The 25,747-nt window shown below is 40.0% G+C and carries 25 protein-coding genes; 5 read left to right on the forward strand and 20 right to left on the reverse strand.

Translation table 11 applies throughout. The features are described 5' to 3' along the window. Window positions 1-344: 344 nt before the first annotated feature. From B4U37_RS11185 to B4U37_RS11210, 6 genes are all read right to left on the reverse strand, one after another. The gene (locus B4U37_RS11185) at window positions 345-1,349 is read right to left on the reverse strand and encodes an LLM class flavin-dependent oxidoreductase (RefSeq protein WP_088018282.1); all 1,005 of its coding nucleotides are present in this window, start codon (window positions 1,347-1,349) and stop codon (window positions 345-347) included. 16 nt (window positions 1,350-1,365) lie between these two features. Beyond that, a complete protein-coding gene (locus B4U37_RS11190) occupies window positions 1,366-2,535 on the reverse strand; it encodes a M20 family metallopeptidase (RefSeq protein ID WP_088018283.1) in 1,170 nt (389 codons plus the stop codon). 127 nt (window positions 2,536-2,662) lie between these two features. Continuing rightward, window positions 2,663-3,886, reverse strand: coding sequence for an NADH:flavin oxidoreductase/NADH oxidase family protein (locus B4U37_RS11195; RefSeq protein ID WP_088018284.1), 1,224 nt, complete (start codon window positions 3,884-3,886; stop codon window positions 2,663-2,665). Window positions 3,887-3,970: 84 nt separating this feature from the next. Further along, a complete protein-coding gene (locus B4U37_RS11200; protein WP_010199532.1) occupies window positions 3,971-4,063 on the reverse strand; it encodes a YjcZ family sporulation protein in 93 nt (30 codons plus the stop codon). Window positions 4,064-4,167: 104 nt separating this feature from the next. Beyond that, a complete protein-coding gene (locus B4U37_RS11205) occupies window positions 4,168-5,397 on the reverse strand; it encodes an aminopeptidase (RefSeq protein WP_088018285.1) in 1,230 nt (409 codons plus the stop codon). 269 nt (window positions 5,398-5,666) lie between these two features. Beyond that, a complete protein-coding gene (locus B4U37_RS11210; RefSeq protein ID WP_088018286.1) occupies window positions 5,667-6,944 on the reverse strand; it encodes a hypothetical protein in 1,278 nt (425 codons plus the stop codon). A gap of 184 nt (window positions 6,945-7,128) precedes the next feature. Here B4U37_RS11210 and B4U37_RS11215 point away from each other — a divergent pair, with 184 nt between their 5' ends. Further along, window positions 7,129-7,887 (forward strand): AraC family transcriptional regulator, encoded by a 759-nt coding sequence (locus B4U37_RS11215; protein WP_088018287.1) that lies wholly within the window; start codon window positions 7,129-7,131, stop codon window positions 7,885-7,887. A 164-nt stretch (window positions 7,888-8,051) separates the two neighbouring features. Here the strand turns inward: B4U37_RS11215 and dat are convergent, their stop codons facing one another. From dat to B4U37_RS11230, 3 genes are all read right to left on the reverse strand, one after another. Continuing rightward, entirely contained in the window at window positions 8,052-8,912 is an 861-nt protein-coding gene (dat, locus tag B4U37_RS11220) for a D-amino-acid transaminase (protein WP_088018288.1), read from the reverse strand. A 21-nt stretch (window positions 8,913-8,933) separates the two neighbouring features. Further along, window positions 8,934-9,698 carry an exodeoxyribonuclease III gene (locus tag B4U37_RS11225; protein ID WP_088018289.1) on the reverse strand — a complete coding sequence of 255 codons (765 nt, stop codon included), beginning with the start codon at window positions 9,696-9,698 and terminating at the stop codon, window positions 8,934-8,936. A gap of 97 nt (window positions 9,699-9,795) precedes the next feature. Further along, window positions 9,796-10,704 (reverse strand): DUF899 family protein, encoded by a 909-nt coding sequence (locus tag B4U37_RS11230; protein ID WP_088018290.1) that lies wholly within the window; start codon window positions 10,702-10,704, stop codon window positions 9,796-9,798. Between the two features lie 159 nt (window positions 10,705-10,863). Between B4U37_RS11230 and B4U37_RS11235 the strand changes: the two genes are divergently transcribed. Then, complete coding sequence (locus B4U37_RS11235) at window positions 10,864-11,202, forward strand: hypothetical protein (protein ID WP_088018291.1); 339 nt, start codon at window positions 10,864-10,866, stop codon at window positions 11,200-11,202. A 144-nt stretch (window positions 11,203-11,346) separates the two neighbouring features. Here B4U37_RS11235 and B4U37_RS11240 read toward each other — a convergent pair whose 3' ends face one another. The 5 genes from B4U37_RS11240 to B4U37_RS11260 form a co-directional block, all read right to left on the reverse strand. Then, window positions 11,347-11,661, reverse strand: a complete 315-nt coding sequence (locus B4U37_RS11240) for a ferredoxin family protein (RefSeq protein WP_047968712.1) — start codon at window positions 11,659-11,661, stop codon at window positions 11,347-11,349. Further along, complete coding sequence (locus B4U37_RS11245; protein WP_088018292.1) at window positions 11,643-12,938, reverse strand: FAD-dependent oxidoreductase; 1,296 nt, start codon at window positions 12,936-12,938, stop codon at window positions 11,643-11,645. Before B4U37_RS11245 ends, B4U37_RS11240 begins: the two co-directional genes overlap by 19 nt. Then, the gene (locus B4U37_RS11250; protein WP_088018293.1) at window positions 12,938-13,960 is read right to left on the reverse strand and encodes an electron transfer flavoprotein subunit alpha/FixB family protein; all 1,023 of its coding nucleotides are present in this window, start codon (window positions 13,958-13,960) and stop codon (window positions 12,938-12,940) included. The genes B4U37_RS11245 and B4U37_RS11250 overlap by 1 nt, the downstream gene beginning before the upstream one ends. Further along, entirely contained in the window at window positions 13,957-14,787 is an 831-nt protein-coding gene (locus tag B4U37_RS11255) for an electron transfer flavoprotein subunit beta/FixA family protein (protein ID WP_088018294.1), read from the reverse strand. The genes B4U37_RS11250 and B4U37_RS11255 overlap by 4 nt, the downstream gene beginning before the upstream one ends. Before the next feature lie 193 nt (window positions 14,788-14,980). Beyond that, window positions 14,981-15,859, reverse strand: a complete 879-nt coding sequence (locus B4U37_RS11260) for a LysR family transcriptional regulator (RefSeq protein ID WP_088018295.1) — start codon at window positions 15,857-15,859, stop codon at window positions 14,981-14,983. Between the two features lie 110 nt (window positions 15,860-15,969). On the opposite strand from B4U37_RS11260, the gene B4U37_RS11265 reads away from it, so the two are divergent. Next, on the forward strand, window positions 15,970-17,052 hold the full coding sequence (locus B4U37_RS11265) for a citrate synthase/methylcitrate synthase (protein ID WP_088018296.1): 1,083 nt from the start codon (window positions 15,970-15,972) through the stop codon (window positions 17,050-17,052). A gap of 431 nt (window positions 17,053-17,483) precedes the next feature. Here the strand turns inward: B4U37_RS11265 and B4U37_RS11270 are convergent, their stop codons facing one another. The 3 genes from B4U37_RS11270 to B4U37_RS11280 all read right to left on the reverse strand — a co-directional run bounded on the left by B4U37_RS11270 (window position 17,484) and on the right by B4U37_RS11280 (window position 20,979). Beyond that, window positions 17,484-18,197 carry a DsbA family oxidoreductase gene (locus B4U37_RS11270; RefSeq protein ID WP_088018297.1) on the reverse strand — a complete coding sequence of 238 codons (714 nt, stop codon included), beginning with the start codon at window positions 18,195-18,197 and terminating at the stop codon, window positions 17,484-17,486. A gap of 106 nt (window positions 18,198-18,303) precedes the next feature. Then, entirely contained in the window at window positions 18,304-20,493 is a 2,190-nt protein-coding gene (locus B4U37_RS11275; protein ID WP_088018298.1) for a DEAD/DEAH box helicase, read from the reverse strand. Between the two features lie 120 nt (window positions 20,494-20,613). Next, window positions 20,614-20,979 carry a hypothetical protein gene (locus B4U37_RS11280; RefSeq protein ID WP_088018299.1) on the reverse strand — a complete coding sequence of 122 codons (366 nt, stop codon included), beginning with the start codon at window positions 20,977-20,979 and terminating at the stop codon, window positions 20,614-20,616. Between the two features lie 236 nt (window positions 20,980-21,215). Here B4U37_RS11280 and B4U37_RS22210 point away from each other — a divergent pair, with 236 nt between their 5' ends. Next, on the forward strand, window positions 21,216-21,386 hold the full coding sequence (locus tag B4U37_RS22210; RefSeq protein ID WP_010199486.1) for a hypothetical protein: 171 nt from the start codon (window positions 21,216-21,218) through the stop codon (window positions 21,384-21,386). Window positions 21,387-21,519: 133 nt separating this feature from the next. Continuing rightward, the gene (locus B4U37_RS11285) at window positions 21,520-21,834 is read left to right on the forward strand and encodes a hypothetical protein (RefSeq protein WP_088018300.1); all 315 of its coding nucleotides are present in this window, start codon (window positions 21,520-21,522) and stop codon (window positions 21,832-21,834) included. Window positions 21,835-21,890: 56 nt separating this feature from the next. Here B4U37_RS11285 and B4U37_RS11290 read toward each other — a convergent pair whose 3' ends face one another. From B4U37_RS11290 to B4U37_RS11300, 3 genes are all read right to left on the reverse strand, one after another. Next, window positions 21,891-22,751 carry a YihY/virulence factor BrkB family protein gene (locus tag B4U37_RS11290; protein ID WP_088018301.1) on the reverse strand — a complete coding sequence of 287 codons (861 nt, stop codon included), beginning with the start codon at window positions 22,749-22,751 and terminating at the stop codon, window positions 21,891-21,893. Between the two features lie 16 nt (window positions 22,752-22,767). Next, entirely contained in the window at window positions 22,768-23,637 is an 870-nt protein-coding gene (locus tag B4U37_RS11295) for a dimethylarginine dimethylaminohydrolase family protein (RefSeq protein ID WP_088018302.1), read from the reverse strand. A 282-nt stretch (window positions 23,638-23,919) separates the two neighbouring features. Further along, a protein-coding gene (locus B4U37_RS11300) for an IS3 family transposase (protein ID WP_088018303.1) occupies window positions 23,920-25,472 on the reverse strand; the annotation gives its coding sequence in 2 pieces (ribosomal slippage) (window positions 23,920-24,836 and window positions 24,836-25,472; 1,554 coding nt in all). Window positions 25,473-25,747 lie beyond the last annotated feature (275 nt).

Below are 25,747 nucleotides of genomic sequence, written 5' to 3' on the forward strand. Positions count from 1 at the left end.
TTTTCGTCGAACACATTGTAACACGGACATTGATAATGGCCTTTCTTTTTACACAATTATATAGACTTAATCTAGTTTTTGGCTAAGAGAAGTCCTCATAAGCGGTATGAAGACTCCAGTGATGTAATTTTTTGCTAAGAGAAGTCCTCATAAGCGGTATGAAGACACCAGTGATGTAATTTTTGGCTAAGAGAAGTCCTCATAAGCGGTATGAAAACCTCTGCTTCAGAGATTCTAGTAAAAAGAGGTCTTCATTACAAACTTTATAAGTTACCGCTAATACTAATCTTGGTTCCCAATAACAAAACAAAACCCCTACCCAAAAAGTAGAGGTCAAAATATGACTATTGTCCAAACCAAGCATCTGCCAAAATCTGATATGATTTTAACCTTGCCTGCTGATCATACACATGAGTATTCACAATTAGTTCGTCTGCTTGTGTTTCTTCCACTATTGCTTCAAGTTTCTTCTTAACTGTTTCTGCGTTACCCGTAACGGTATATATCAACTGTTGTGCAACCACATGTTTTTCATACTCACTCCACAGGGAGTCCATGTCTTCCACAGGTGGCTTCAATTGGCCTGGGTTGCCGCGGATTAAATTAAGGAACTGTTGCTGAATGGAGGTCGCTAGGTATTCAGCTTCCTCATCACTATCAGCAGCTATTACGTTCACGCCAATCATGGCATACGGCTTCTCCAAATCTTCTGATGGCTTAAAAGAACTGCGATAGATTTGAAGTGCAGGCAGAGTGTAATCTGGTGAAAAATGACTGGCAAATGCAAAAGGCAGTCCTTGTTCAGCAGAAAGTTTTGCGCTGAAGCCACTTGAACCGAGCAACCAAATCGGAACATCCAATCCCTCTCCTGGGACCGCTTTTACTCTTGTGGTTCCATCAGGATGAAAATAAGAGCGTAATTCCGCTAACTGATTAGGAAAATCCTCTCCCCCTGTTTTGCGTTCGCGTCTAAGTGCCGCCGCAGTCAGTTGGTCACTTCCTGGTGCCCGGCCGAGGCCAAGGTCAATTCTGCCTGGATATAAGGATTCCAACGTTCCAAACTGTTCTGCAATGACAAGCGGGGCATGATTAGGTAGCATAATGCCGCCGGACCCAACTCTTATGGACTTTGTTGCCCCTGCTATATGCCCGATCACGACAGAAGTTGCAGAACTTGCGATTCCTCTCATATTATGGTGTTCAGCAAGCCAATAGCGGGTAAAACCTAAACTTTCCACATGTCTTGCAAGTTCCACACTATTTTTAAAAGATGTCTGAGCATTACTTCCTTCTACAATTGGGGCAAGATCCAAGACGGATAATGGTATCTGGTTATTTCGTACTGTCATCATTTATTCTCCTTTCTTACTTTGGAGCCTTCTCGAACTCTTCTTTTATTTTCACTAGAAGCTCTTGTTTGGTTAAAAGTTCATATGCGGTAGTTGCCATTGCTTTTGATCCAAGGATCATTGCCTCTTTTCCTTGCGCACTCATTGCTGCATCACGGAATTCAGTGGTATGGCAACTATATAACTCATTGCAGATTTTTATATAAGGGTGTATGGAGGGAACTACTAGACTTACATTTCCCATATCCAATGAACCAGATCCGTCTCTATTTTCAACAATCTCACTGGAGTCAACTCCAAGAGATACCAGTTGTTCTGTAAAGATATCTGAAAGTGTTTCATTGGTCACCATGTTATCGTAGGATAGTTCATAGTTGGACATTTTCATGGTGGCCCCCGTCATCATCGCTGCGCCTTCTGCTATAGATTTCACTTTTTCTACCAATTCATTCACATAACTCCGTGTTTTAGCACGCACGTAAAATTGAGCAACGGCATAATCAGGCACCACGTTTGCTGCTTTTCCACCTTCAGGAATGATTCCATGAATACGTGTATCGCTGGTAACATGTTGTCTTAGTGCATTTATACCGTTAAAAGTCTGAATCACAGCATCCAATGCATTAATTCCTTTTTCGGGGTTTGCCGCTGCATGGGCAGGTTTCCCGAAGAATTCAAATTGGATTGCATCCATCGCAAGCGAAGACCCGCTCTTCACATAGGAATGAAGTGGATGAACCATCATGGCTACATCCAATTTATCAAAGACACCTTGCTCCGCCATTGTCACCTTGCCGCCTTTGGTCTCTTCTGCAGGAGTCCCATAGACAATCACTTTGCCACCAGTCTCTTTTATAACTTTACTAGTGGCAATGCCGGCTGCGATACCCATTGTGCCTATTAAATTATGACCGCATGCATGCCCGATCTCAGGTAGGGCGTCATATTCACACATAAACCCGATGGTTGGACCCGGTTTCCCACTGTCAAATGCAGCTTCAAAAGCCGTTGCCAGCCCACAAGTACCTAATTCCACTTCAAAGCCGTGTTCAGAAAGTTTATCTGAAAGGACTTTTGCTGATTTGAATTCCTCATGTCCAAGTTCAGGGTTTTCACCTATATATGTACTAATCTCAAAAAAATCATTTTTATGTGAATCAAGGAAATCTATTAGAATTTGCTTCATTTATTAATCCCCTTTGCCCAATTTATTTAGTGAATGGAAATATAGTAACACGAAGTTTCTTCAAATAATAATATTTTGCCTCAAGATAAATAAGGGAGCTCCCAGCTTATTGGAAGCTCCCTCAGCATTATACTCTTCTCATTTGGAAGACATCTAATCCATTTTTCCATAGTGACTGTATTAGTGCCACTTTAGGAGACAGTTCCGGATTAGTTGGCTTATCTTTTCCTATGCGCTCTAACTGATTGCTATACCATGTCAATTCTAGCATGGCGGTTTGATCCACTAGTTTTATTCCTGTCTTTCTAGGCGCTAATTCAATCGTTTCTCTTTTTCCTTGCAGAAGTTCTTTAGGAAGAAAAGGATAGACGGCCATCGGGCGAGCTAATCCCACCATCGAAGTTGACCCTTCAAGAATTGCTTCCTTCATTCCATTTAATGTCCTGAATCCTCCGGTAACAACAAGCGGTGCTGTTGAAACCTTCTTAGCTTCTGAGGCAAATTCAAGAAAGTACGCTTCTCTTTTCTTGCTGCTTTCTTTTACATTTACACCTGTCATTTGCGGGCTTTCATAGGAACCTCCTGAAACTTCAATCAAGTCTATTCCCAGTTGATCTAATGTCTCGATAACCTGTAATGCTTCATCCTCTGTAAATCCTGCCTTCATAAAGTCTGCAGAATTAAGTTTCACTCCAATCGGGAAAGAGTCCCCAACTTCTTTTCGAACCGTTTTATAGATTTCCAACAGAAATCTCATTCGGTTTTCAAGTGAACCGCCCCACTGGTCTGTTCTTTTATTATGTCGAGGTGATAAAAACTGACTGATAAGATAACCATGTGCACCATGGAGTTGAACACCGGTAAATCCAGCTTTCTTGGCAATTTTAGCAGTGTTGGCAAATCGTTGGATGATGTCAAAGATTTCTTCTTCTTGCAGCTCTCTTGCTATCGGAAAGTAACGTTGAAGTTTTGGTTCAAACTCCACTTTGGACGGGGCAACCGCTTCTTTAACGATTCCTTTAAAAACTTGTTTGCCTGGATGATTGATTTGCATCCAAAGGTGAGTGCCGTTCTTAGTTCCTGCATTCGCCCAACTCTTCAATAAATCTAGATCTTTTTCATTTTCCACGACGACATTTCGAGGTTCCCCAAGCGCACGTTTATCGACCATGACATTGCCTGTCACAACGATACCTGCTTCACTTTCTGCCCAAGTCTCATAAAGACGAACAAGTTTTTTTGTCGGTTTATTGTGTTCGTCAGCCATCCCTTCGCTCATCGCTGCTTTAAAAAATCTGTTTTTTATTTTAACCCCATTTGGGAGCAACAATATGTCGTGTAAATCAGCCATAATCTAACCTCCCATATGCTTGTCCTTATAAGGATATGAAAAAATGGTTGGAAGAACTCTCCAACCATTCGTTTATTTGTTAAATTAGTATCTTAAAGCTCCTGCACCTGCGATAATCAAAATAATGAAAAGCACTACAATCAGCGCAAATCCTCCACCGTAATTTCCACCTGACATACAATTCCCTCCTTCACGTAGACTACAATACAATTTATGCATGATACTAGTCCTACGTATAGGCTAAGGAGTATTTTTTAGGCAGGGAATGTGCTGTTAGAGATTTATGCCCAATTGCCTTGGCGGAACAACGGTACTCGTTCCCCCTCGTGTGTGATCCCGTCAATATCCATGTCGCTTGATCCGATCATAAAATCAACATGGGTAATACTTGAATTTGCCCCTGCTGCTTCAAGCTCTTCTTCTGACATCTGTTTGCCGCCTTTTAGAGCAAAAGAATAGGCATTTCCTATCGCTAAATGGTGTGATGCATTTTCATCAAATAACGTATTATAGAAAATAAGATTGGTATTTGAAATAGGAGAATCATGTGGGACAAGTGCTACTTCTCCTAAATATTGTGAACCCTCATCCGTTTCAATTAATTTCTGTAGCGTTTCATATCCTTCTTCTGCTTCAAATGAAACAACTTTTCCGTTTTCAAACCTAATAGAAAAATTATCAATCACATTTCCGCCGTAGTTTAATGGCTTGGAGCTTCTCACCGTTCCATTAACTCCTGTTTTAAGTGGTGTGGTGAAGACTTCCTCTGTTGGCATGTTGGCAATAAAGGCAACACCATGTTCGTTAATGCTTTCCGGTCCAATCCAAACATGTTTTTCAGCTAACTCAATCGTTAGGTCTGTACCTTCAGCTTTGTAATGAAGAGATTTAAACTTTTTATTGTTTAAGAAATCCACTTTCTCACTAAGTTTTTCCTTGTGGTCCATCCAAGCTTGAACTGGATCCTCGAGATTTGCTCTTGTTGCATGGAAAATAGCTTCCCATAACTTTTCTTCCTGCTCTTGTTCTGATAGTTCAGGGAATACTTTTGCGGACCAGCCTTTAGATGGTACAGCCACAATAGACCAGCTGATTTTATCAGCCATAACCATATTTCGATAGCCTTTGGTTGCTTCCCCAGCTGCCTTTTGTAGGCTTGCGATTTTTGAAGCATCCACACCTTTTAGTAAATCTGGATTTACGGATGTAATAGCAAGCATTGCTGCTCCTTCTTCGAATGCCTTCTCAAGCATTTCCGCTCTCCAGCCAGGGAAATATTCAAAGGACTCGTCTGGAGCTTTATCGTAACGGATTCTTGTTACTTGTTCATCGGACCATTCAATCTGAACTAGTTTTGCTCCTGCTTCATATGCTTTTTTTGTAACAAGTCTAACGAAAGGTGCTGTAGCAATGTCAGCGTTTACAATTAGTGTTTGGCCATTTTGTATATTTACTCCGACTTTTACTGCAAGTTCAGCGTATTTTTCCATGGTTGTTTGAAGATTGCTCATTATGTATACCCCCTAAGATTTTTCCTTTGTTCCCAAAAAATATCATGTTCCCTAGGATTTGTCTAGTTTTCTAACGCAAAAAGGCAGGAACCATAGTTGGTCCTGCCTAAAGGTTGCATTTACTGTTGATCTCCGTTCCAGGTGCTTCGCTTGCCTGTGGGCGGTCCGGGAGCCTCCTCACTTCGTTGCGGGGTCTCCCCTGTCCCTTCCTCCCGCGGGCGTCTTCGCACCTTACACTACGAACAACATGGTATTTGGTTACCATACTTTTACTTATTTAAAACCTCATTTACTCTCGGGAGGTTTGAGCTGAATAGTTTCATGCCGTGTTTGTATGCGGCTAGACCATAGAGCATGCTGCTCCAGTCGATTAGGGTTACTTTTGTTGGGTACCAGCGGTTTGGTTGCTCAAGATGCCACCAGGAAATGCGGTGTAGTCCAAATTTGTAAGCCGCTTTGTATTTTTCTTCGTCCTCTTTATCCTCTGGATTTGAATACACATCATACGGGATGTGCAGAGAATATTGTGCGTACAGGTCATAGATTCCTGCAGGATACACAGGCAGATAGCCCCCAATAATGTAGGATGAGGCAATATTATGTGGAGCATCGTTAATTCTGTCCGCATGATAGCCGTCGAATAGCCCGTCATTTGGGCCTGCACCATAGCCCCATATATAAGATGGTACATCCTCGAGCTCTTTCCATTTCATTCTGTCAGCAAGACAAGCATTCTTATAGTATTCCAGATAAGTTTTACTTTCTGCATATTCAGGTACTAGATAATAAGGAAACTGTTGAACGAAGGATGATAAAAATGCACCGGGATGATCGTTTAGAATGGCTAGCCCACGGAACTCTTCTTGGGGAAGTTCCTTTATTTTATCTTCTGCAAAATTGTTCAACCAAAGTGCCTGGATGTTTTCATCATTAGGTTTCCCTAATAGAGCAAGGTAAGAGACCATTACATATTCATTATAGGCCGGTAGAGGAGCAATCCCTTCCCCGTCTTTAGCTATCATATTAATGACACCTTTATCTTTATCTGCAACCACGATACTCCAATCAATAGAGTAAAGAAGTTTTTCAGCCATCTCCAATATCCTTGGCTCTTTTTTTGCGAAATGGTTTCCTGCAAAAAGTGCACCCGTTAGGAGAAGGGTCGTATCGATTGTAGAATACTCGGAATTCAAGTTTTCTCCTGTTTCCATATCTACAAAGTGTGAAAAGAAACCAGACTTATCATCTCTGGCAACCTGGCATCCCTCTATTTCCCCAGACACCCCTTGCAAGGTAATTAATGCTTTAGTAGCCGCATTATCATCCCAGCCTTCTAGATCAGCGATAGCAAGACTGATTAAACCGACACCAGTAGCAGCTATGGAGGAGCGAAAATCAGGATTTGCTCCAAGGGTCAAATAACCATCTGCATATAAACCTGTTCGTGGATTTCGTGAAGCTTCAAACAGTGCGTAGGAATCATGAAATTGACGATCAAAAAACATTTTCACTTTAGTTGGTAGATTTTTATATTCGTTGGTTGGCATTTCTTTTGCCCCTTTCATCCAGTAAATTGGAATGACATTGTATATTTCATGCTTTTGTATTTTTTATGCAATCAAATTCTTTGCTGAAAATGATATAATAATCATACAAAATATATCCTTATGTGAAAATAGACAAAACTATACTAATTGGATAATTCATCGATTTTATTAGAATGGAGGGAGTATGATGCCCACTATTCATGGGGTTTTCTACGATATTTCGCCACATTGGGACGTGGAAAAAGCAAAGGGTCTAGACACGCTTGTTTATGTTACAGAAGGAAAAGTTCATTACCAGGTAGAAGGTCGGCTTATGGAATTGACGAAAGGGGATCTTTTGTTTATCCCTTCAACGTACACGAGGTCTTGGAAAAACGATATCGTCGAGGGACATCGTAAATATACCGTCGTTTTTGAGAACAACGAGAGAACCTATCAACATTTTGTGGAAAATGAAATCGTTTCATTTAAACCACGCAAGTCTGCTTATTATGAACAACGGCTGACTTTTTTAAATGAGCAATGGCTTAGTAAGAGGGTTTTTCATGAGGAATTGTCTCAGAATATCTTATTGGAGCTTCTGATCATGATTGCTCAGGAGAAAGCAGAATGGCATACTTCTCCTGTAAAAGAAACATCTGTCCGTGACATGCAGGAATATATTCTTCAGCATTACCGCCGAAATATTACAATAGAGGAATTGGCAGCTTTAATTGGGGTGACACCGAATTACGTTACCGTGTTGTTTAAAGAGGTATTAGGGATCACCCCTATTCAGTATCTGCATCAAACCCGAATTAATAATGCTTGGAATTTAATTAGTACCACGAGGATGACGATTAAGGAGATTGCGGAGCATTTAGGTTATTGCGATCAGTCGTATTTTAACAGGATGTTTAAAAAGTGGATGGGGATCCCGCCTTCGCGAGTTAAGAAGACATAAAAAACAACATTTATTATTGATCTACTTTTCAGGAGCTTCGCTTTCCGCGGGCGGTCCGGGAGCCTCCTCAGGCTACGCCTTCCGGGGTCTCCCATGTCCCTTCCTCCCGCAGGAGTCTTCGCTCCTTCCACTACGATCACCTAGGTTTCTATATTTAAGCTAACCTATGCTTTTTCGGTGGTCGTTTTCGTTTCTGATTTGACTGCTTCACGGAAGGCTGCTTGAAACTTGCTTGTATATGGGCCTGGCTTTGCTTGTGAAAACGTGACACCGTCGATTTTGATGATCGGCATGACTTCACTGGTTGTCGATGTGAGGAATACTTCATCTGCCTCCATCAGTTCCTCTTTATGGAAGGGTTGAATTTTATAGTCCCAACCATTCGCATCCATGATTTCTAACAGTTTCCTTCTCGTAATCCCGTTCAAGATCAAGTTATTGGCTGGATGGGTCCGGAGAATTCCGTCTTTAACGATGAAAATATTAGAAGATGAACCTTCTGTTACAATCCCGTCTCTAATAAGAATCGACTCAAATGCACCAGCCTCACTTGCTTTTTGCTTTACCATAATATTGTAGAGCAAGTTTAAGCTTTTAATATCGCATCGAAGCCATCGTAAGTCTTCTGCCGTTATGGCTTCCACTCCATTTGTTTGCGCATCCTGTACACTTTTATAAGGAAGAGGATAGGCAACAAGTTGGGGAGTTAGTGTTTGATCATAATGGTGCGTCCTGTTAAAGACTCCTCTTGAAATTTGAAGGTAGAGTCCTCCATTTGTCATGTTATTAGCTTTAATAAGTTCAAGCAACCTATTACAAAGCTGTTCTGGTTGTTCGTTTAGTAGAATACCAATTTCTTTAGCACTTCTATACAACCTTGCAATATGTTCTTTTAGGGTAAAAGGAACTCCATCATAAATGTTGACAACCTCATATACCCCATCTCCAAACTGATACCCTCTGTCTTCAATATCCACTTTTGCTTCATTTCTTTCCAGAATCTCATCATTCAGCAATACTTTCATTTTTCAGCACCTCCGGCTGTGTTATTTATTCAAAATAAGTACAACAGGGCAATGGTCACTTCCCATAATATGAGAGTGAATTTCAGCACCTTTTAACGAATCACGTAATAAATTTGAAACGATGAAATAATCAATCCGCCAACCGATATTCCTTTCACGGACCTTATTCATGTACGACCACCAAGTGTATTTATCAGTGGTTTCAGGATAAAAATGGCGGAACGAATCAGTAAATCCTTCTCCTAGCAATCTGGTCATCTTCCCTCTTTCTTCTTCTGTAAAGCCAGAATTGTTGCGGTTAGATTTAGGATTTTTCAAGTCAATTTCAGCGTGTGCTACGTTCAGGTCGCCGCATACAATGACGGACTTCTTTTGATCTAGCATTTTTATGTAAGCTAAGAATCGGTCCTCCCAATCCAGTCTGAACGGGAGTCTGGCCAAATCACGCTGAGAGTTTGGGGTGTACACATTGACCAAGAAAAAATTCTCGTACTCAAGTGTGAGTATCCTGCCTTCCGGTTCGCACTCTTCAGCCTTTTCCTCATTCAACCCATAGAGCACTTGCAGTGGTTTCATTTTAGTAAAAACAGCCGTGCCTGAATATCCTTTTTTGATTGCATAGTTCCAATATTGATAATACCCTGGGGTTTCTAACTCGATTTGCCCCTCTTGAAGTTTTGTTTCTTGAATGCAGAAAATGTCCGCATTCATCTCGTTAAAATAATCCATGAATCCTTTTTTAACACACGCTCTAATTCCATTTACATTCCAAGATACTAATTTCATAGGTGCATGTAATTCCCTTCTAAACTATTACTATATTTAGCCCAGTATATCAAAAAGAACCGCTTTTCAAAAAGAAAAGCGATTCCAACCTTGGTTATTACACTTGAAATAGATGAAATTTTAATCCGAAAGGGTCACTTACCATCATACTTTTCTCGCTAAACTCCTTCGTAATGGTGCAGTTATTTGCGATTAAGACTCCCTTTGCATCTTCAATGTTATCAACAGCGAATTCAAAAAATACGGAATTGTCATGACCCTGGTTATTATTTTTTTCAATATAAAAATTCAGCCCGTTCATAGTAAATTGTGTTTCAGAATTCGTACTTTTCTCGGGTTTAAAACCAAGGGTCCTGTGATAAAATTCTATAGCCTTTTCATACTCCTTCACTTGAACTGCTATGTTATTTGTTAACTGATATGGTGAACGCCCATTGATTTTTTTACTTGGTTTATAATCTTCGTACCCTGATGGAAGTAAATCAAATAACGGCCATACAGAACAGAAATCATCTCCAGGTCCGAAAAAGGAACTTGCATGGCGGTATATAACCCCCTTGTCATCTTTTGAAAACACCGTCACGCCGGGGTAAAACCCTTCATTTACAACAAACCCCATATCTTCTTTAAATGATGTTCCTTTTGTGGACACAACCGGGAAGTTCCAGCTTCTTTCCGCTGCGAAGTTCTCTTGCACTTCAGGTTCATCCGGAGTAGATACGACAAATGCTGCCTTCCTACGAATGTGATGGTATACACTTCTAAATCCATCTGCCCACATCGTACAATAAGAACAGCTTTTTCCCATATTGTGCACCACGAATAATTCATCTTTATCTTCAAACAGATCTGCCAAGCTTACCTTTCCACGTTGAAAAGACGAGAAGACATAATTATCGACTTTCTCTTTTTCTATATTCCGTTTCATTTCTGCCAACTGCTTTTTCTTTTCAAGGATTTCCTTCTCGAGCTGTTGAATTTCTGTTAACATTTCCGTTTGATTCAATCCGACCACTCCACTCCCGATAGTATTTTATCTATCTATTATACAACCTTTAGCATAAAATAAAATTTAATTTTCAAAAAACACAAAATATTTCAAGAGGGCCTTCATATAATAATACAACTACTACTTACCCACATTTCATGTAAAGGAGAGATGTTTATGAGAGAAGCTCCTAATTATGGAGAATTTTACCCAAAGTCCTTGGTTCCGATTAATAAGGATGATCTTGTGATTTTTCTAGAAAAGGTGACGGACTTTGAGTGCTGTGATAGTTACAGCCATTGGTTGATTGCCCTTGAAGGCAGAGCAATGGGAACAGGAGAAGATTATTACCATTGGCAAGTAGTTGTGTTCCCGGCAGAAATTGGTGGAGGTTTCGACTATAAACATCCCCTATATGTTTCCTCCTTCTTCTTATCCATTGATGAGGCTATTGATTTCACTGCAGAAGTGGAACGGATTGCAAGTGATGGGCAGCTTTATACAATCGCCGGGTAAGAAAGAAAAGTGTAAAAAAAGAAAAACTCCATGTTTTTCTTTTTGCAAGCGTTTGTGAAAGAATATACATATGCTTCCCCTTGGTTCCCTCTTCAAAAACCGCCTCTACAATTTAAAAAAGCCCACCGCTAATGCGATAGACTCTTAAGCTAAACGGAACACAATTCCATGACCGCCTTTTGGATACTCCCATTTAATATTTTGATGGGGACAACCAATCCGACAGCTTCCACACTCATGACAACCCTCGTACCCGACATGCATCCTAATATTTTCCCATTTATATATTTCTGCAGGACAAAAGATCGTACAGATTTTATCGGGGCATTTTGTTAAACAGATATCTTCATCCATCACGGTCAAATGTGATTTGGTGTCTGCATTAAAGCGAACCAGGTATTGTTTTTCCTCGATAGACTGACCCTTTTTCTGTTCACTCATTACTTCATCACCTTCCATGCCCGGTATGCATCACGGGCTAGTTTGAGTTTTTCTTTTGGTGAGCCAAGATCCTTCCAAATCTTTTTCTGCTTCTCCCACTTGGACTTACCATCAACTGTAAACATCTGGCTGGCTGCACGGTTGACCATCGGGATGTACTGATCAAAGTATTGTGGAAACTTATTAAAGTGATGAGTGGAATCCTTGTATTTTTTCATATCCTGACCCACAAAGCTCTTCATTAGATTAACGCGATACTGATCCAGTGTCCGTTCGGAGAAGTCCCCTACAGACATGGCTTCAAGAATAGTGGATGCCGCCAACCTTCCTGAGGTCATCGCAAGGTTCGATCCTTCGCGGTGGATGGCATTCACGAGCTGTGCCGCGTCCCCTACCACTAATACCCCGTCTGCCACGATACGCCCCATCGATTTCAAGCCACCTTCTGGTATCAGATGCGCCAGGTATTCTACTGGTTCTCCGCCAGCAAGATACGGTCGTACCATTGGATGTGTTTTCACATATTCCAACAGCTCATATGGTCTTATTTTATGCTCAATTAATCCGGATAGAAGTGTTCCTACCCCGATACTTAACGTATCTTTATTTGTATACAGGAATCCTGTTCCAAGAATCCCTTTTGTGGCATCTCCCAAAAGCTCAATGGTACAGCCCTGGTTCTTTTCGAGGTTGAAACGATCCTCAATCACCTTACTGTCTAGCTTGATGATTTCCATTGTGGCAAGAGCCACTTCATCAGGGCGATATTCCTTGTGGAAACCAAGCGATTTACCTAGCAAGGAATTCACACCATCTGCAAGGACCACTACATCTGCATAGACTTCCCCGTCAGGGCGATCTGTCCTAACCCCCACTACTTTTCCGTTTTCCACAATACACTCCAGGACAACTGTCTCATTGACAAGTAATGCCCCCTGTTCCACCGCTTTCCCTGCGAACCATTGATCAAACTTCGCCCTTAGGACGGTAAAATTATTATAAGGTTCCTGTGCCCACTCCAAGCCTTTGTAACCAAATGTAACGGCGGATTCCTTGTCCATCATCATAAAACGCTGCTCGACAATCGGCCTTTCTAGCGGGGCTTCTTTATGAAAATCAGGAATAATATCCTCCATCATCTTTCTGTATAACACTCCGCCCATTACATTTTTAGATCCTGGGTATTCCCCTCTTTCCAAAAGAAGGACATTCGCACCACCCTTAGCAAGTTCATATGCACAAGAGATACCTGCAGGGCCTGCACCAACCACGATACAATCGAACTTTTCAGGCATTAAACCTCTACCTCCTCTCCATGTAAAGCTTTATGGAATTCCTTTACAAGCAACGGGACGATTTCAAATGCATCCCCGACGATCCCATAATGGCAGGAATTGAAAATGGCTGCATCAGGGTCTTTATTAATGGCGATAATCATTCCTGAGTTCTTCATTCCCACAATATGCTGGATCGCCCCGGAGATGCCGATGGCAAAATATATCTTTGGTGTCACCGTGACCCCTGTCTGGCCGACCTGATGATGGTGCTCGATCCAGCCTGCTTCGACTACATCCCGGCTTGCCCCAACCACTGCTCCAAGCGTTTTTGCAAGTTGATGGACAAGTTCAAATCCTTGTTCACTTCCAAGACCTTTTCCGCCAGCGACGACAATATCCGCTTCATCAATTCTTATCTTTTTGGTGGTTTCCCTGACAATCTTTAATACTTTTGTACGCATATCGTCTTCTTTGATATCAATTTGCTCTGCAATTAACTGACCTGCACGACCCTTCTCAGGTTGGAGCGCTTTCATCACTTTCGGCCGGACCGTAGCCATTTGTGGACGGTACTTTTTACAAAGGATGGTCGCCATGATGTTCCCCCCGAATGCCGGGCGACTTGCCAAAAGTAATCCCGTATCTTCTTCTACATCCAGTTCGGTTGTGTCTGCAGTTAAGCCAGTTGGAAGATCCGTCGCTACAGCACTAGCAAGGTCCTTACCAGTCGATGTGGCCCCGTACAAAATGATCTCCGGCTTGTACTTTTCACTGCAATGGAGTAGTGCTTTCATAAAAGATTCCGTACGATACAATTGGAAAATCGGTTGGTCATATACATAAACCTTATCTGCTCCATATTCAAAAACTGTATCTGAAAGCCCTGTAACATTTTCACCAATGATAATTCCAGCAAGCTCCACTCCACGTTTGTCTGCAAGCGTTCGACCGGCCCCAAGCAGTTCCAAGGAAACCGGTGCGATTTTCCCTTCATTTTCTTCAATGAAAACCCAGACCCCGCTATAATCCTCAAAACTCACTTCGATCCCCTCATTTCTGCAAACAACTCTTTCTTGTCCAACACTACTGATAGCAACTGTTGAACCTGTTCGTCCGGGTTGCCCTCCAGTATCTTTCCACCTTCTGGTTTAGGAGGTCCCCATACTTTTGCAACAATGGTTGGAGAGCCCTTTAACCCTAGTTGTTTCCTGTCAATATCCTCCAGGTCATTGACCGACCAAATAACAGGTTGATATCGGGCCGCCTTTAGCATGTTAGGAAAAGAAGAATAGGGAACCTCGTTAATCTCTTTTTCTACCGAAAGCAGACAAGGCAATGTGGTCTGCACGATTTCATACCCATCTTCAAGTTTCCTGTGTACCACCAAATAGCTATCCTCTTTTTGCATCTCGACGACTTTATTGACAGATGTCAATGGTGGTATATCAAGACGGCGGGCAATGCCGGGCCCTACTTGTCCTGTATCACCATCAATGGTCATTTTTCCGCAGATAATCAAATCGACCGGCTTGATTTCGCTGATCTTATTGATTGCCTTTGTCAATGCATAACTGGTTGCTAAGGTGTCCGCTCCGGCAAAAGCCCTGTCAGAAATCATATATCCCTCGTCGGCCCCAATCTCGATGCATTTCCGAATGGCTTTAACTGCTGGTGGTGGCCCCATCGTGACAACTGATACGGTTCCTCCATATTTATTTTTCAGGCGTACAGCCTCTTCTACCGCATGGGCATCATAAGGATTCAATATCGCCGGTGCACTGGCTCGGTCCATCGTATTCGTTTTCGGATTCATCTTAATTACTTTTGTATCCGGTACTTGCTTTATACAGGCAACAATGTGAAGCAAATCTTTTCCCTCCTGCCCATTATCTATTTGTCTATTTGACATGATGATTAGTAATATATATTCGTCCCACTACTATTACTATATAAAGTTAATAAAGAGAAAATACCGATTTTTATAGATTTGTTGACAAGCAGGGAAAAGAAAAAACATTACTCCTAATGTTTGGGGAGTAATGTTTTAGTAATTGTCATTGTTAAATTCTATATTGAGATAAAAACTTCAGAAACTCCTTTTGTAACAAATGCTCATATTTCATCAGTGCGTAGGTTTTTGCATCGGGTAAAATTATCGATCGGCATTCAACTTCGAGTAGCCTTCCTTCTAACAATTCACGCCTTACAGTGGATTTTGGTAAAATGGAAACTCCTAGACCCTCTATAATAAACCGCTTAGTTATATGCGTCTGGGACACCTTCATCATTTTTGTATATGGATACTTTGACTTTATCTGCTGACATAAATCGTCCCAATACCCAGGGTGATTGTGCGTCAATAAGGTATTTTGGCGAAAGATATCCTCTTCTTCGAGTGGTGATCCGGTCTCCAAATCGAAGCCATCGTGAGGCACAACCAAAACCATGGGATCTTCATATAAGGAATGGCATTTCAGATCCGTTTTTCTGTTAGGCAGACATGATAATCCGATATCCACTTCTTCCTGCTCAACTGCCAATTCAATGTTGATAGATTCAATTATTTTCACGGATATTTCTATGTTTGAGTGGGCTTGAATGAATTGTTTTAGCACAAAAGGCAAGATAGTATCTGCAATTAATGGTGAAATTCCGATTGTGAGTTGTGATGTAAACCCCTGCTGAATAGAATGCAACTCCGAGATTCCCTCTTCATGAAAAGCTAGTAACGTTTTTGCATGTTTTAAGTAACTTCTACCCGCCTCGGTCAACATCACTCTTCTTCCCTTTCTAACAAACAAATCCGCCCCCACTTCCTTTTCTAATTGTTTGATATGTACAGTCACCGTAGGTTGTGAGATATACAATAGTTCAGATGCTTTTCTGAAATTCCCATGTTCTGCAGCGATTACAAATGTTTTGAGCCAATTAAGTTCCACCTATTCACACCTCTTATTATATATATTAATTAATTACTTTAATAATATTTAATATTCTTAATCACTATTATTTTATAAAATAATAGTAATAAAAGAAAGGATGATGGAAAGTGAATGTACAAAGAGGGTTAAAAGGTGTCATTGCAACTGAAACAAGTATTTCAGAAGTGGATGGTTCCAATGGTCGTTTGATTTATCGGGGATATGAAATAAGGAATATTGCAACTGGAAATTCCTTCGAAGAAATTGCTCATCTATTATGGTTTGGTGAACTACCTTCTGGCGAACAGTTTGAAAAATTCAAATCTACTTTTGCTTCATATAGGAACCTCTCCCCAACGATGCAAAAAGTTCTATCTGTTCTTCCGGTTGAAATGGATATGATTAGTGTGGTGAGAACCGTGATTTCTAGTGCCGGGGACCGATCTATGTCGTGGAAACCTACTATTGAGGAAGCGATGAAATTGACAGCGGTTGTACCTACAATTATTGCTTACAGAAAAAGAAGTTTAGAAGGGGGAAAAATAATTTCTCCTCGACTAGATTTAACCCATGTTGAAAATTATTTGTATATGTTAAATGGCATAGAAGCAAGTGCTGAGCAGATCCGTGCTTTGGAAACCTACATGATCCTGACAATGGAACACGGTATGAATGCGTCAACCTTCTCAGCAAGGGTAACTGCTTCAACTGAATCGGACCTTGTATCTGCGGTGACTTCCGCTATTGGTACAATGAAAGGACCTCTTCATGGCGGCGCTCCTTCTGAGGTAATCGCATTGTTGAACGAATTGAGTGAAGTGGAGGACAAGAAAAACTACTTAAGAGATAAAATTGTTGCAGGAGAAAAACTGATGGGCTTTGGACATCGAGTTTATAAAACGCATGATCCCCGTTCGTTAGCGCTGAAAGAAACGTTGTCAGGGCTAGTTGGAAAAGATAGATGGTTGGACTTGGCATTAGAAGTAGAGAGTACAGCTATAGATGTGTTGGAAGAACTTAAGCCTGGTAGAGGGTTGTATACAAATGTCGAATTTTATGCTGCTGCCATTATGAAAGCAATTAATATGGATTCTTCCCTTTTTACGCCGACTTTTACAGCTAGCCGAATGGTCGGTTGGTCTGCGCATGTATTGGAGCAGGCTGAGGATAATGTGATTTTCCGGCCGTTGTCGAGGTATGTGGGGAAATAGTGGGATTATGTTGGAAGGCGAAGCGAATTCTTCGGACATTTCAACTTCTTCATATATGAATGGTTATCTAAACCTTCTAACACTTTTTCTGTCAAAGTATTTGTTGACATAATAATATTATAATCCCCTAAAAACATCAATGAAGACGTCACCTTACGTAAATTCAGCTTTGAAGTGTCTTCATTGGCTCTATGAAGACACATATCGAGGAAAAATCTAGCTCTAAAGTGTCTTCATCCTTCTTATGAAGACACTTTCCACCCAAAAAACATCATAATAGTGTCTTCATTCTGCCTGATTAGTAAATTGCCCGCCTCTACAACAAAAAGCCAGAACCCCATCCAAAAGGGTTCTGGCTACTTCAAACATAGATAATAATATAGGCTTAAATACGGGAAAAGCGGGTCAAAATACCTTTCCCCTCAACCCAATCACTCACAGCAGTCATCAGAACAAAAGGATGTTTCACTTTTATTCTTTGATTCAAAATTCTGCAGCTTTGGCTTTTCATTTTCTTCTTCCCATACTTTAGCCAAAGCTTCTGCAAAGACTTCCAGTGGCTGTGCTCCGGAAATCGCATATTTGCTGTTTAATACAAAGAATGGTACACCTTGCACCCCAATTTCTCTTGCTTCTCTTTGATCAAATCGGACATCTTTTTCATAAGCATTTCCATCTAAGACATCTTCCACTTCCGCAGCGTCCAGCCCTAGGCTTACCGCTAGTTCTTTTAGATAGTCTTTATCTCCGATATGTTTAGACTCGGTAAAGTATGATCTTAGTAAACGTTCCGACACCTCTTTAGCTACACCCTTTGTTTCAGCGTACTTAGCTAATCGGTGAGCATCGAACGTATTGGTTGGAATGGATGTATCAAAGTTAAACTGCAACCCTACTTCCGCCGCTTGTTTTGCAACCCCGGCGCTCATTCTTTTCGCCTCTTCTACAGGCATTCCATATTTTTTTGCTAGTATTTCATATATAGTCAAATCTGTATCACGCTTTGCATTTGGATCCAATTCAAAGCTTTTGAATTCGATATCAATCTTATCTTTGTGCGGGAAATCTTCCAATGCTTTTTCCAATCTTCGTTTACCGATATAACAGAAAGGACAAACATAATCTGACCAGATTTCTATTTTCATCGTTGCACCTCATTTCCTAAACTAATAAGTATTATCATACCATAATGTGTGAGAAACCTCTTTTAATTTGTCTTGAAGCAAAACCAGGGTCCTCGCAAATGGACCTTTATAAACCAAACTGATGACAAATTTCCCTGCATATGGCCAGTGACTCCATCCTAACACTTACAAAGGGTGGTTTTGTGTTTGTGGTTGCCTCTACAGGCACTCCAAGCCAAAGTATGTGATTGTCGATCATGATAAAAGGAAACGTTACTTCCTCTGTAATGATGGATACCCTTTTCTTCCACTTGGTTAGGTTGCTTTCCCATTCTTTAGGAAGGGCATTTCGGTCTCTTAAGCCTATGGTGATTGTTGTGTTGGAGAGCTTCATGTCTTCCAACACTCTATCCCATTTTCTAGCATGCATCCATTGAACCTTAGGATGGTGATGCTTAATCCATGTACCAATTTCAAATGGTTGTACATGAAACTGCGACGATTCTTGATACTCCACCAATTTCCTAATAACCTTATTGTAAGATACCTTCTGCTTCATAAATTTACTGTCACAGACGTGAATGAACTTACCCTTAGATCTTGTGATTGCAACATTTATCAGGCGTTCACTTTCTTTTCCGACTAACAACATTCCCGGTCTCTCCAAAGGGTAGCTATCGACAGAATCAAATATGATAGTATCCTGCTCACTTCCTTGAAAACGGTGGACCGTTGCAGATACAATCTCAGCTGTTTCCATTTCAGCTCCATAAATGTCTTGCAGCAATATATCCATCCACTGTGCCTGCGCTCGGTATGGAGAAATATAACCGATAGATCTTCCACCTTCTAAATATGCTTCATGTATTAGTTGAAAAGATTGTAGGAGATGCCACAAGTTAATTCGGGACCTGCTGCTTTTTTCAATGAATGCATGCTCTCCGGTATAGCTCGTATTAAGCAAAACGGAAGCTTGATCAGGGAATGGTTGCTGCCTCGTAATGTCTTGCCTATTCTTTTTCACACTTGAATGGTCTCCTACAAGGGAGTGATAAATATATTTGTTTGTAAATGCCGAAATATCAGGGTGCATTCTCCGTTGTTCTTTTAATAGGAATAAATGAGGATGCAATTGGGAGGAATGAACGTTGTCTGCTACTCCTGTACGATGGAACACATCTTCTTTTAACCACTTGTCTACTAACTCATGTCTTGCTGAAGCAATAGGCGGTAGTTGTTTGAAATCACCGCAAATGATGATATGTTTGGCAAGTGAGGCTGCAAAAGCAGATTGAGGTACATACGCCATACTAGCCTCATCCACAATGACCACGTCATAATCTTTTTCATAAATGGCAGGATCCAATGCGGCTTTAGCGAGCGTAGTGCCAATGATGGACGCTTCTTCTAGAAAATCCACTTCTTTTTGCCTTATCTTCTCCAGTATTCTAGCTACTTTTGTTTCAAGTTTGAGCAACGATTCCGAATCCCTTTTACTAAAGGATTTAGATAAATCGTTTTTTAAATATTTCCGTTCTTCCATCAGCTGATCTCTGTCATTAGCAAGTAATGGATCACGGTTTTGTAGTAGTTGTGAAGTTGTAATGGCTGGGAGGTTGGCTAATATGTCACTATTATGTGACCCATACCTCAATACATCACCTTCTCTATTGCGTTCTTGCTTAGAAAGAAAAATTGAAATTTCTCGCATCAATACATCTACAGACTGGTTACTGTGAGATAAGAGCAAAACTTTCTTCTTTTTAAAATATTTGTTAGCTGCAACCCTTGCCAAAGTATAGGTTTTTCCGGTTCCAGGTGGCCCCCAAACATACGTTACAGGATTGTATTTTGAACGGAGAATCAATTCATGTACACTACTTTTAATAATGTCGGTAGGGTGCTTTGGCTTCATGTCAGGATGCATCAATCTATTAATGCGGCTTCTTTTTTTCTTACTTTCTTTCAATTCATCAAGCCTTTGAAAAAGCTGATCTAAAAGCTCCCACGGATCATGAAAAAGATACGCTTCTGTTATCATATCTCCGAGCGATTGTTCAAAGGAAACAATAACATTCTTTCCTTCTGATGAGAGAATTTTCCCTTCCGTTTTGATTCCTCCCCATTCCACTTTCACTAGCGAACCTACAGGAATCCTTACGGGAGTATAGGTTTCAAAAAAGTAAGTAAACCCTTTATCACTTGAGATAAGATGTCCGTTATTTATCAGGTATTTGGTGCTCCCAAATTTTTTTAAGTGTTGTATTTCAGCCTGTAATGCCTTTTTCCATTCGTTGATATATTGGATTGTCTTCATTTAATCTTTCCTCAACTCATCATTTTTTGCATTACCAAACTATATCACAAACATTATCAAAATAAAAAAGCCAAGATTCATTCAACAATTTTTGTTGGAATCTTGGCCATTCATTTTGATTTATTTGTAAAAACTTATAACATTTTTCAGTACTTTTTTATCTTGCTTAGAGATCGTCTTTGGTTTGATGGGAGCAACGGCGATTTTATCTGCACTTTCTAATGTTGAAATTTCAAGGTAAAAAGGATTGGAATTTTTGTCTCCATCTAAATATCCTTTAAGGATTTTCACTTTATTAGTAGAGCCTTTCATCCGTTCTTCATAGTCCCATGTTATATTATTTTTATAAGCTTTATCCATCCGTTCTTTTAAACCAAGGGCTTCTGAAACAGCATCCTCTGCGGTTTCAAGAAAAGTTTCAGATCTTTTCAATCCTCTTTTTTTCAACCCGTCTCCAGCCTTTGCTTGGTAAAATAGACATGACATATAGGTCATCCTCTCTGTGTGTCGGCTTCACACCTTTAGACGGCGAATCTTAACACCAGGATACCAAAGGAACTTACCTCTCTTTATAGTGTAACCTCTCAAGCCAGTTTCTACCACCATTTTCTATAATTATACGGGATTGGAGAAAATATATTTGAGGATTAAGTGGGATTACTCCTTAATTTATGAGATAATGAAAGAATGATTAGAATTCCAAATGGAAAGAAGGAACATTAATGAAACAAAAAAACAAGTTCCAAGACAATGAAAAAGTCATTTTGAAAAGCACTGGCGAGGAAGTTACCATCTTAAAATTCAACTACGTCCCCAATTTAAAAAGATACTCCTACACCATAAAAGAAAACCCTAAAACCTTTTATTTCGAAGAAGAAATCAAGCAAAGTTAATTTAAAATTTCGAAACTCGAGAAACCCACGGCTCCTTGCCTGGGTTTCTTTTTTACGCCATTAGAAACTTACCATGTTTTTTTCATTAGCTGTGGGGTATTTATTTTATATGTAGTCAAAGGAGGAGGAAGAAATGCTATTAGTATATTTAAGTATTGGAATTCTCGGAGTATCCATTATTTTGCTTAGTGTTGCATTTATCTCTTTTCGCAAAAAAACGAACCCCACTCTATCCTATATAAATTCGGTGAGTGAGCGACTTCAGGAAGAGAACAATGCTATACAAGAACAGGTAGATCAATTAAAAAGTAAACAAGAGGCCATTAAAAATGATATGGATTGGAAGAAATCTGTCTTTACCTTTACAGTTGCAGAAATGAAGAAACTTCCAAATGTATTTAAGAGTAGTTCAAAACAAAAGCTTCATGAGTATGAACGCGGCATGTAAGTAACGTTATCAAGCAAAAGCACCGTTATCCATTAAGGGAAACGGTGCTTTTGTTATTATAATGCTGTGAATTTTTCATCGTGATATTTATTCGAGCTGGTAGTAATCCGATCTTTATGATAGATGGCATTGATCTCGCCTCCGATGACAAGGGCAAGACCTGTTAAAAATAACCATAACATCAAGATGATTACCCCGCCCAGGCTTCCATAGGTTGCGGAATAATTACCAAAATTACTAACGTAAAATGAAAAGCCCAAGGATACAAGCTGCCAGATTACTGTTGCAACTATTGCACCTGGTAATAACTGTTTAAATGACTTACCTATATCAGGTGCAATGCGATACAGAACCGCAATAATCGTAAATATTACGAAAAACGCAATGATAAACCTAAGAATATTTAATATGATGGCTGTACTTCCTGGAATATAGATAACCGATTCAAGCTGTTTAATGATGATTCCACCAAAGACAGGTAGGAAAAATGCAATAAGGAAAGCAAAAATCAATCCGATAGTAAGCCCGATAGAGAGAAGTCTTACCAGATAGAACGGCCTGCTTTCTTCAACATTAAACGCTTCATTCATCGCACTGATAAAGGCGTTCATCCCGTTTGAGGCTGACCAGATTGTTCCGAGTATTCCAAAGGTCAACAGTCCTCCGTTCGGTTTATTTACGAATTCATTGATATTTTCTTCGAATACTGCAACAGTCTCCGGTGGCATCATTGTTTGTAAGAACTCTATCACTTTTTGCGGATCCATATTCAAATAAGGAATAATGGATAATGCGAGCACTAACAAAGGAAATAATGATAGCATGTAGTAATAGGCCTGTTCAGCTGCCAATCCAGTTGCACGGTCTTTTTTCATTTCAAGACCCAATCTTTTCAAGAATTTAACGAGTCGTGACAATTCCCACACCCACCTCTCATATTCCGCCTCTGAGCAATGGCAATGTGCAACATCTGAACGAACCACCAGATTTGATGATCTCAGAAATATCTACTTCCACTACATCATAGCCCCTGTTGCGAAGTTGCTCATTCACTTGTTTATTGCACGGCAGACTGAAAATCTTTTTATTGCCAATAGACAATACATTCGTACCCATCGTGAATTGTTCTTCTTTAGATACTTCAATCAATTCATATCTTTTGGATAAGAAGTTTAATTCTTCTTCCCTAAGTGCAGGAGAGAAAACCAATGCCTCTGTCGGCGAAATGACATTAAATACACAGTCTAAATGGAGATATGATTTGTCTATCGGTATAGGTTGAACAGTATACTCTGAAAGGGATTGGTTAATATGCTCCAAGGCCTTCATGCTTGTTCTGCCACTTATTCCAATGTACACGATATCACGGTCAATGATGATATCTCCGCCTTCCACACTGTAACCTGAGAAAGGTGTATATGATAGGTGTTGTTCATCTAGCCACGACTTTAGGATTGTTTCTTCACCGGACCTAATATCACTGCCCATATTCGAAACAAAAACGGTATCTCCAAGGGTAAAGCCGATATCTCTTGTGAAAACCTGTTCTGGAAATTCTTCACTTGGAGGTAGACTATTTACATCGACCCCATTTTCCATCATGGCTTGAACAAAATTACGATGTTGCTTTGTTGCCAACGTCTCATCAATATTATCTTCCAAGAAATGTTTTTGTGTTTCGTTAATCACTTCCGCTATGCTCATATGAGTTGGCGGACACACAATCACCTTTTTTAATACTCCAAATTCATTTTCACATGTATGTTTTGTCACCTTATCCGTATATTCTAAATTAATTGTCATTTCGTACTCCTCCGATCATATATGTAAGTTGTTCTATGAACTCTATTCCCTAAACGGAGAATTACTTAAACATTTTAAAATAATAAAAATAAATATCCAAGGGTAACCGCCGAAAAGTAATCAAGGTCTCATATACATTGAAGTATTGGCCGGAGCTTGCCTTTACGCTTCATCCTTGACTGGTATGAGGACCTCTCTGCTCCTTTTTTCTCGTTACTGATGTCTTCATTACCTCTATGAACTGCCCCCTGTCAAGTAGACACTTGAAATAATAAAACAAGACTAAGCTGTCTTAGCCCTGTATTCTAACGGGCTAAGGCCGTTTAAACGTTTTTGATAGCGGTCATGATTATAAAATTGAATGTACTCATCAATCGCCTCTTCAAGATCGTCGAACGTTTCATATTTCTCCAAATAATACTTTTCGCATTTCAATGTCCCCCAAAAAGACTCTATTGGACCATTATCTATACACCGTCCAACTCGGGACATACTATGAGTCATGTTTGCTTTGTCAATTTTTCTTTTGAATTCAAGGTGGGTATATTGAAACCCTCGATCACTATGTAAAAGCGGCTGTTCACCATTCAACATGGTAGTTGCTTGATCCAAGGTTTTAAACACTAGCTGATTGTTATTTTTAAGTCCTAAAACATAACTAATAATAGCTCCATCATATAAATCTCGAATGGCACTCAAATAAGCTTTTGTGGCCTTACCGAACTTAAACTCTGTAACGTCCGTCACCCACTTTTCATTCGGCTTTTCCGCTTGGAATTCCCGGTTTAACAAGTTTTTGGCAATATGATTAGGGGTCGCTTTTTTATAGCGGCTCTTTTTTCTTCGAATAATACTTTGAATTCCTAAAACACGCATTAATCTATAGATTCGTTTATGGTTATAAGATGTTCCTAACCTTCTATTCAAAGTCATGGTCACTCTTCGATAACCATAAATCCCCTTCACTTTTTCGAATAAAGTAGTAATCTCTTTCATTAATTTTTCACTTTCCCGTTCACGTTTTGAAGGCTCGCGCTTCAACCATTTGTAATAGGCAGACCGGGCAATCTCCGCAATGTCACAGAGCATCACGATAGAAAATCCTTCTTCCTGTTCTAGTTCCTGAATAGCTAAATATTTCTCCTCATGGCGTACCTGACTTATTTTTGCCTCCTTTCGATCTCCTCTAACTTTTTTAGAAATGCGTTCTCAGCTCGCAATCGTTCATTTTCCCTTTCAAGCCTCTGCATCTCTCGCTGTATTTTCTGTTCAGGAGAAAGTTCCACTTCTTCCTTCTTCCGCCCACGTTTATCTTGGAGGGCTTCTTCGCCACCATTCTCATACTTTTTTACCCATTGATATACTTGTTGGTAAGAGACCTGAAAGGTCTCAGCTGCCTTATGAAAATCCAAGCCGTTCTCAAGATAATAGTGCACAATCTCTATTCGTTCATTTAAGGTAGTTTTTCTTTTGTTAGTCATAGTGAACTTCCTTCCTTTTGAAGTATCCTTTAGCTCTCTATGACTATTATAATTCTTAATCCATTTTTGGAGGACAGATTTACCTGAAATTTCATACTTCCTAACAAGTTCTTTTTGAGAGTACCCCCCCTTAAGGTATTCCTGGACTACCTTAAGCTTAAATTCCTTAGAATATTCATTCGAGACAGGGTATAAACCGTTCTCCCCCAGACTTTCATATCTATCTATCCAATTATATATTGTGGATGGACTAACGTTATTTATATGGGCTAAATCTGTAATTGTGTGCGTTCTATTTTCCCAAGCCCGTATGACGTTGATTTTGATATCGAAAGAGTTATCTTTTTTTGACATAATAAATACTCCCCTTAACGGAAACAGATTTTTGTTTTTTAATCTCTCTACTTAAAAGGGAGCATATCACTATGAAGACTTCTCTGCTCTTTTTTTCTCGTTACTGATGTCTTCATTACCTCTATGAAGACTTCTCTGCTCCTTTTTTCTCGTTACTGATGTCTTCATTACCTCTATGAAGACTTCTCTGCTCCTTTTTTCTCGTCATTGATGTCTTCATTACCTCTATGAAGACTTCTCTGCTCTTTTTTTCTCGTTACTGATGTCTTCATTAC

It is taken from the genome of Sutcliffiella horikoshii (genome assembly GCF_002157855.1).
Taxonomy (GTDB): Bacteria; Bacillota; Bacilli; order Bacillales; family Bacillaceae_I; genus Sutcliffiella_A; species Sutcliffiella_A horikoshii_C.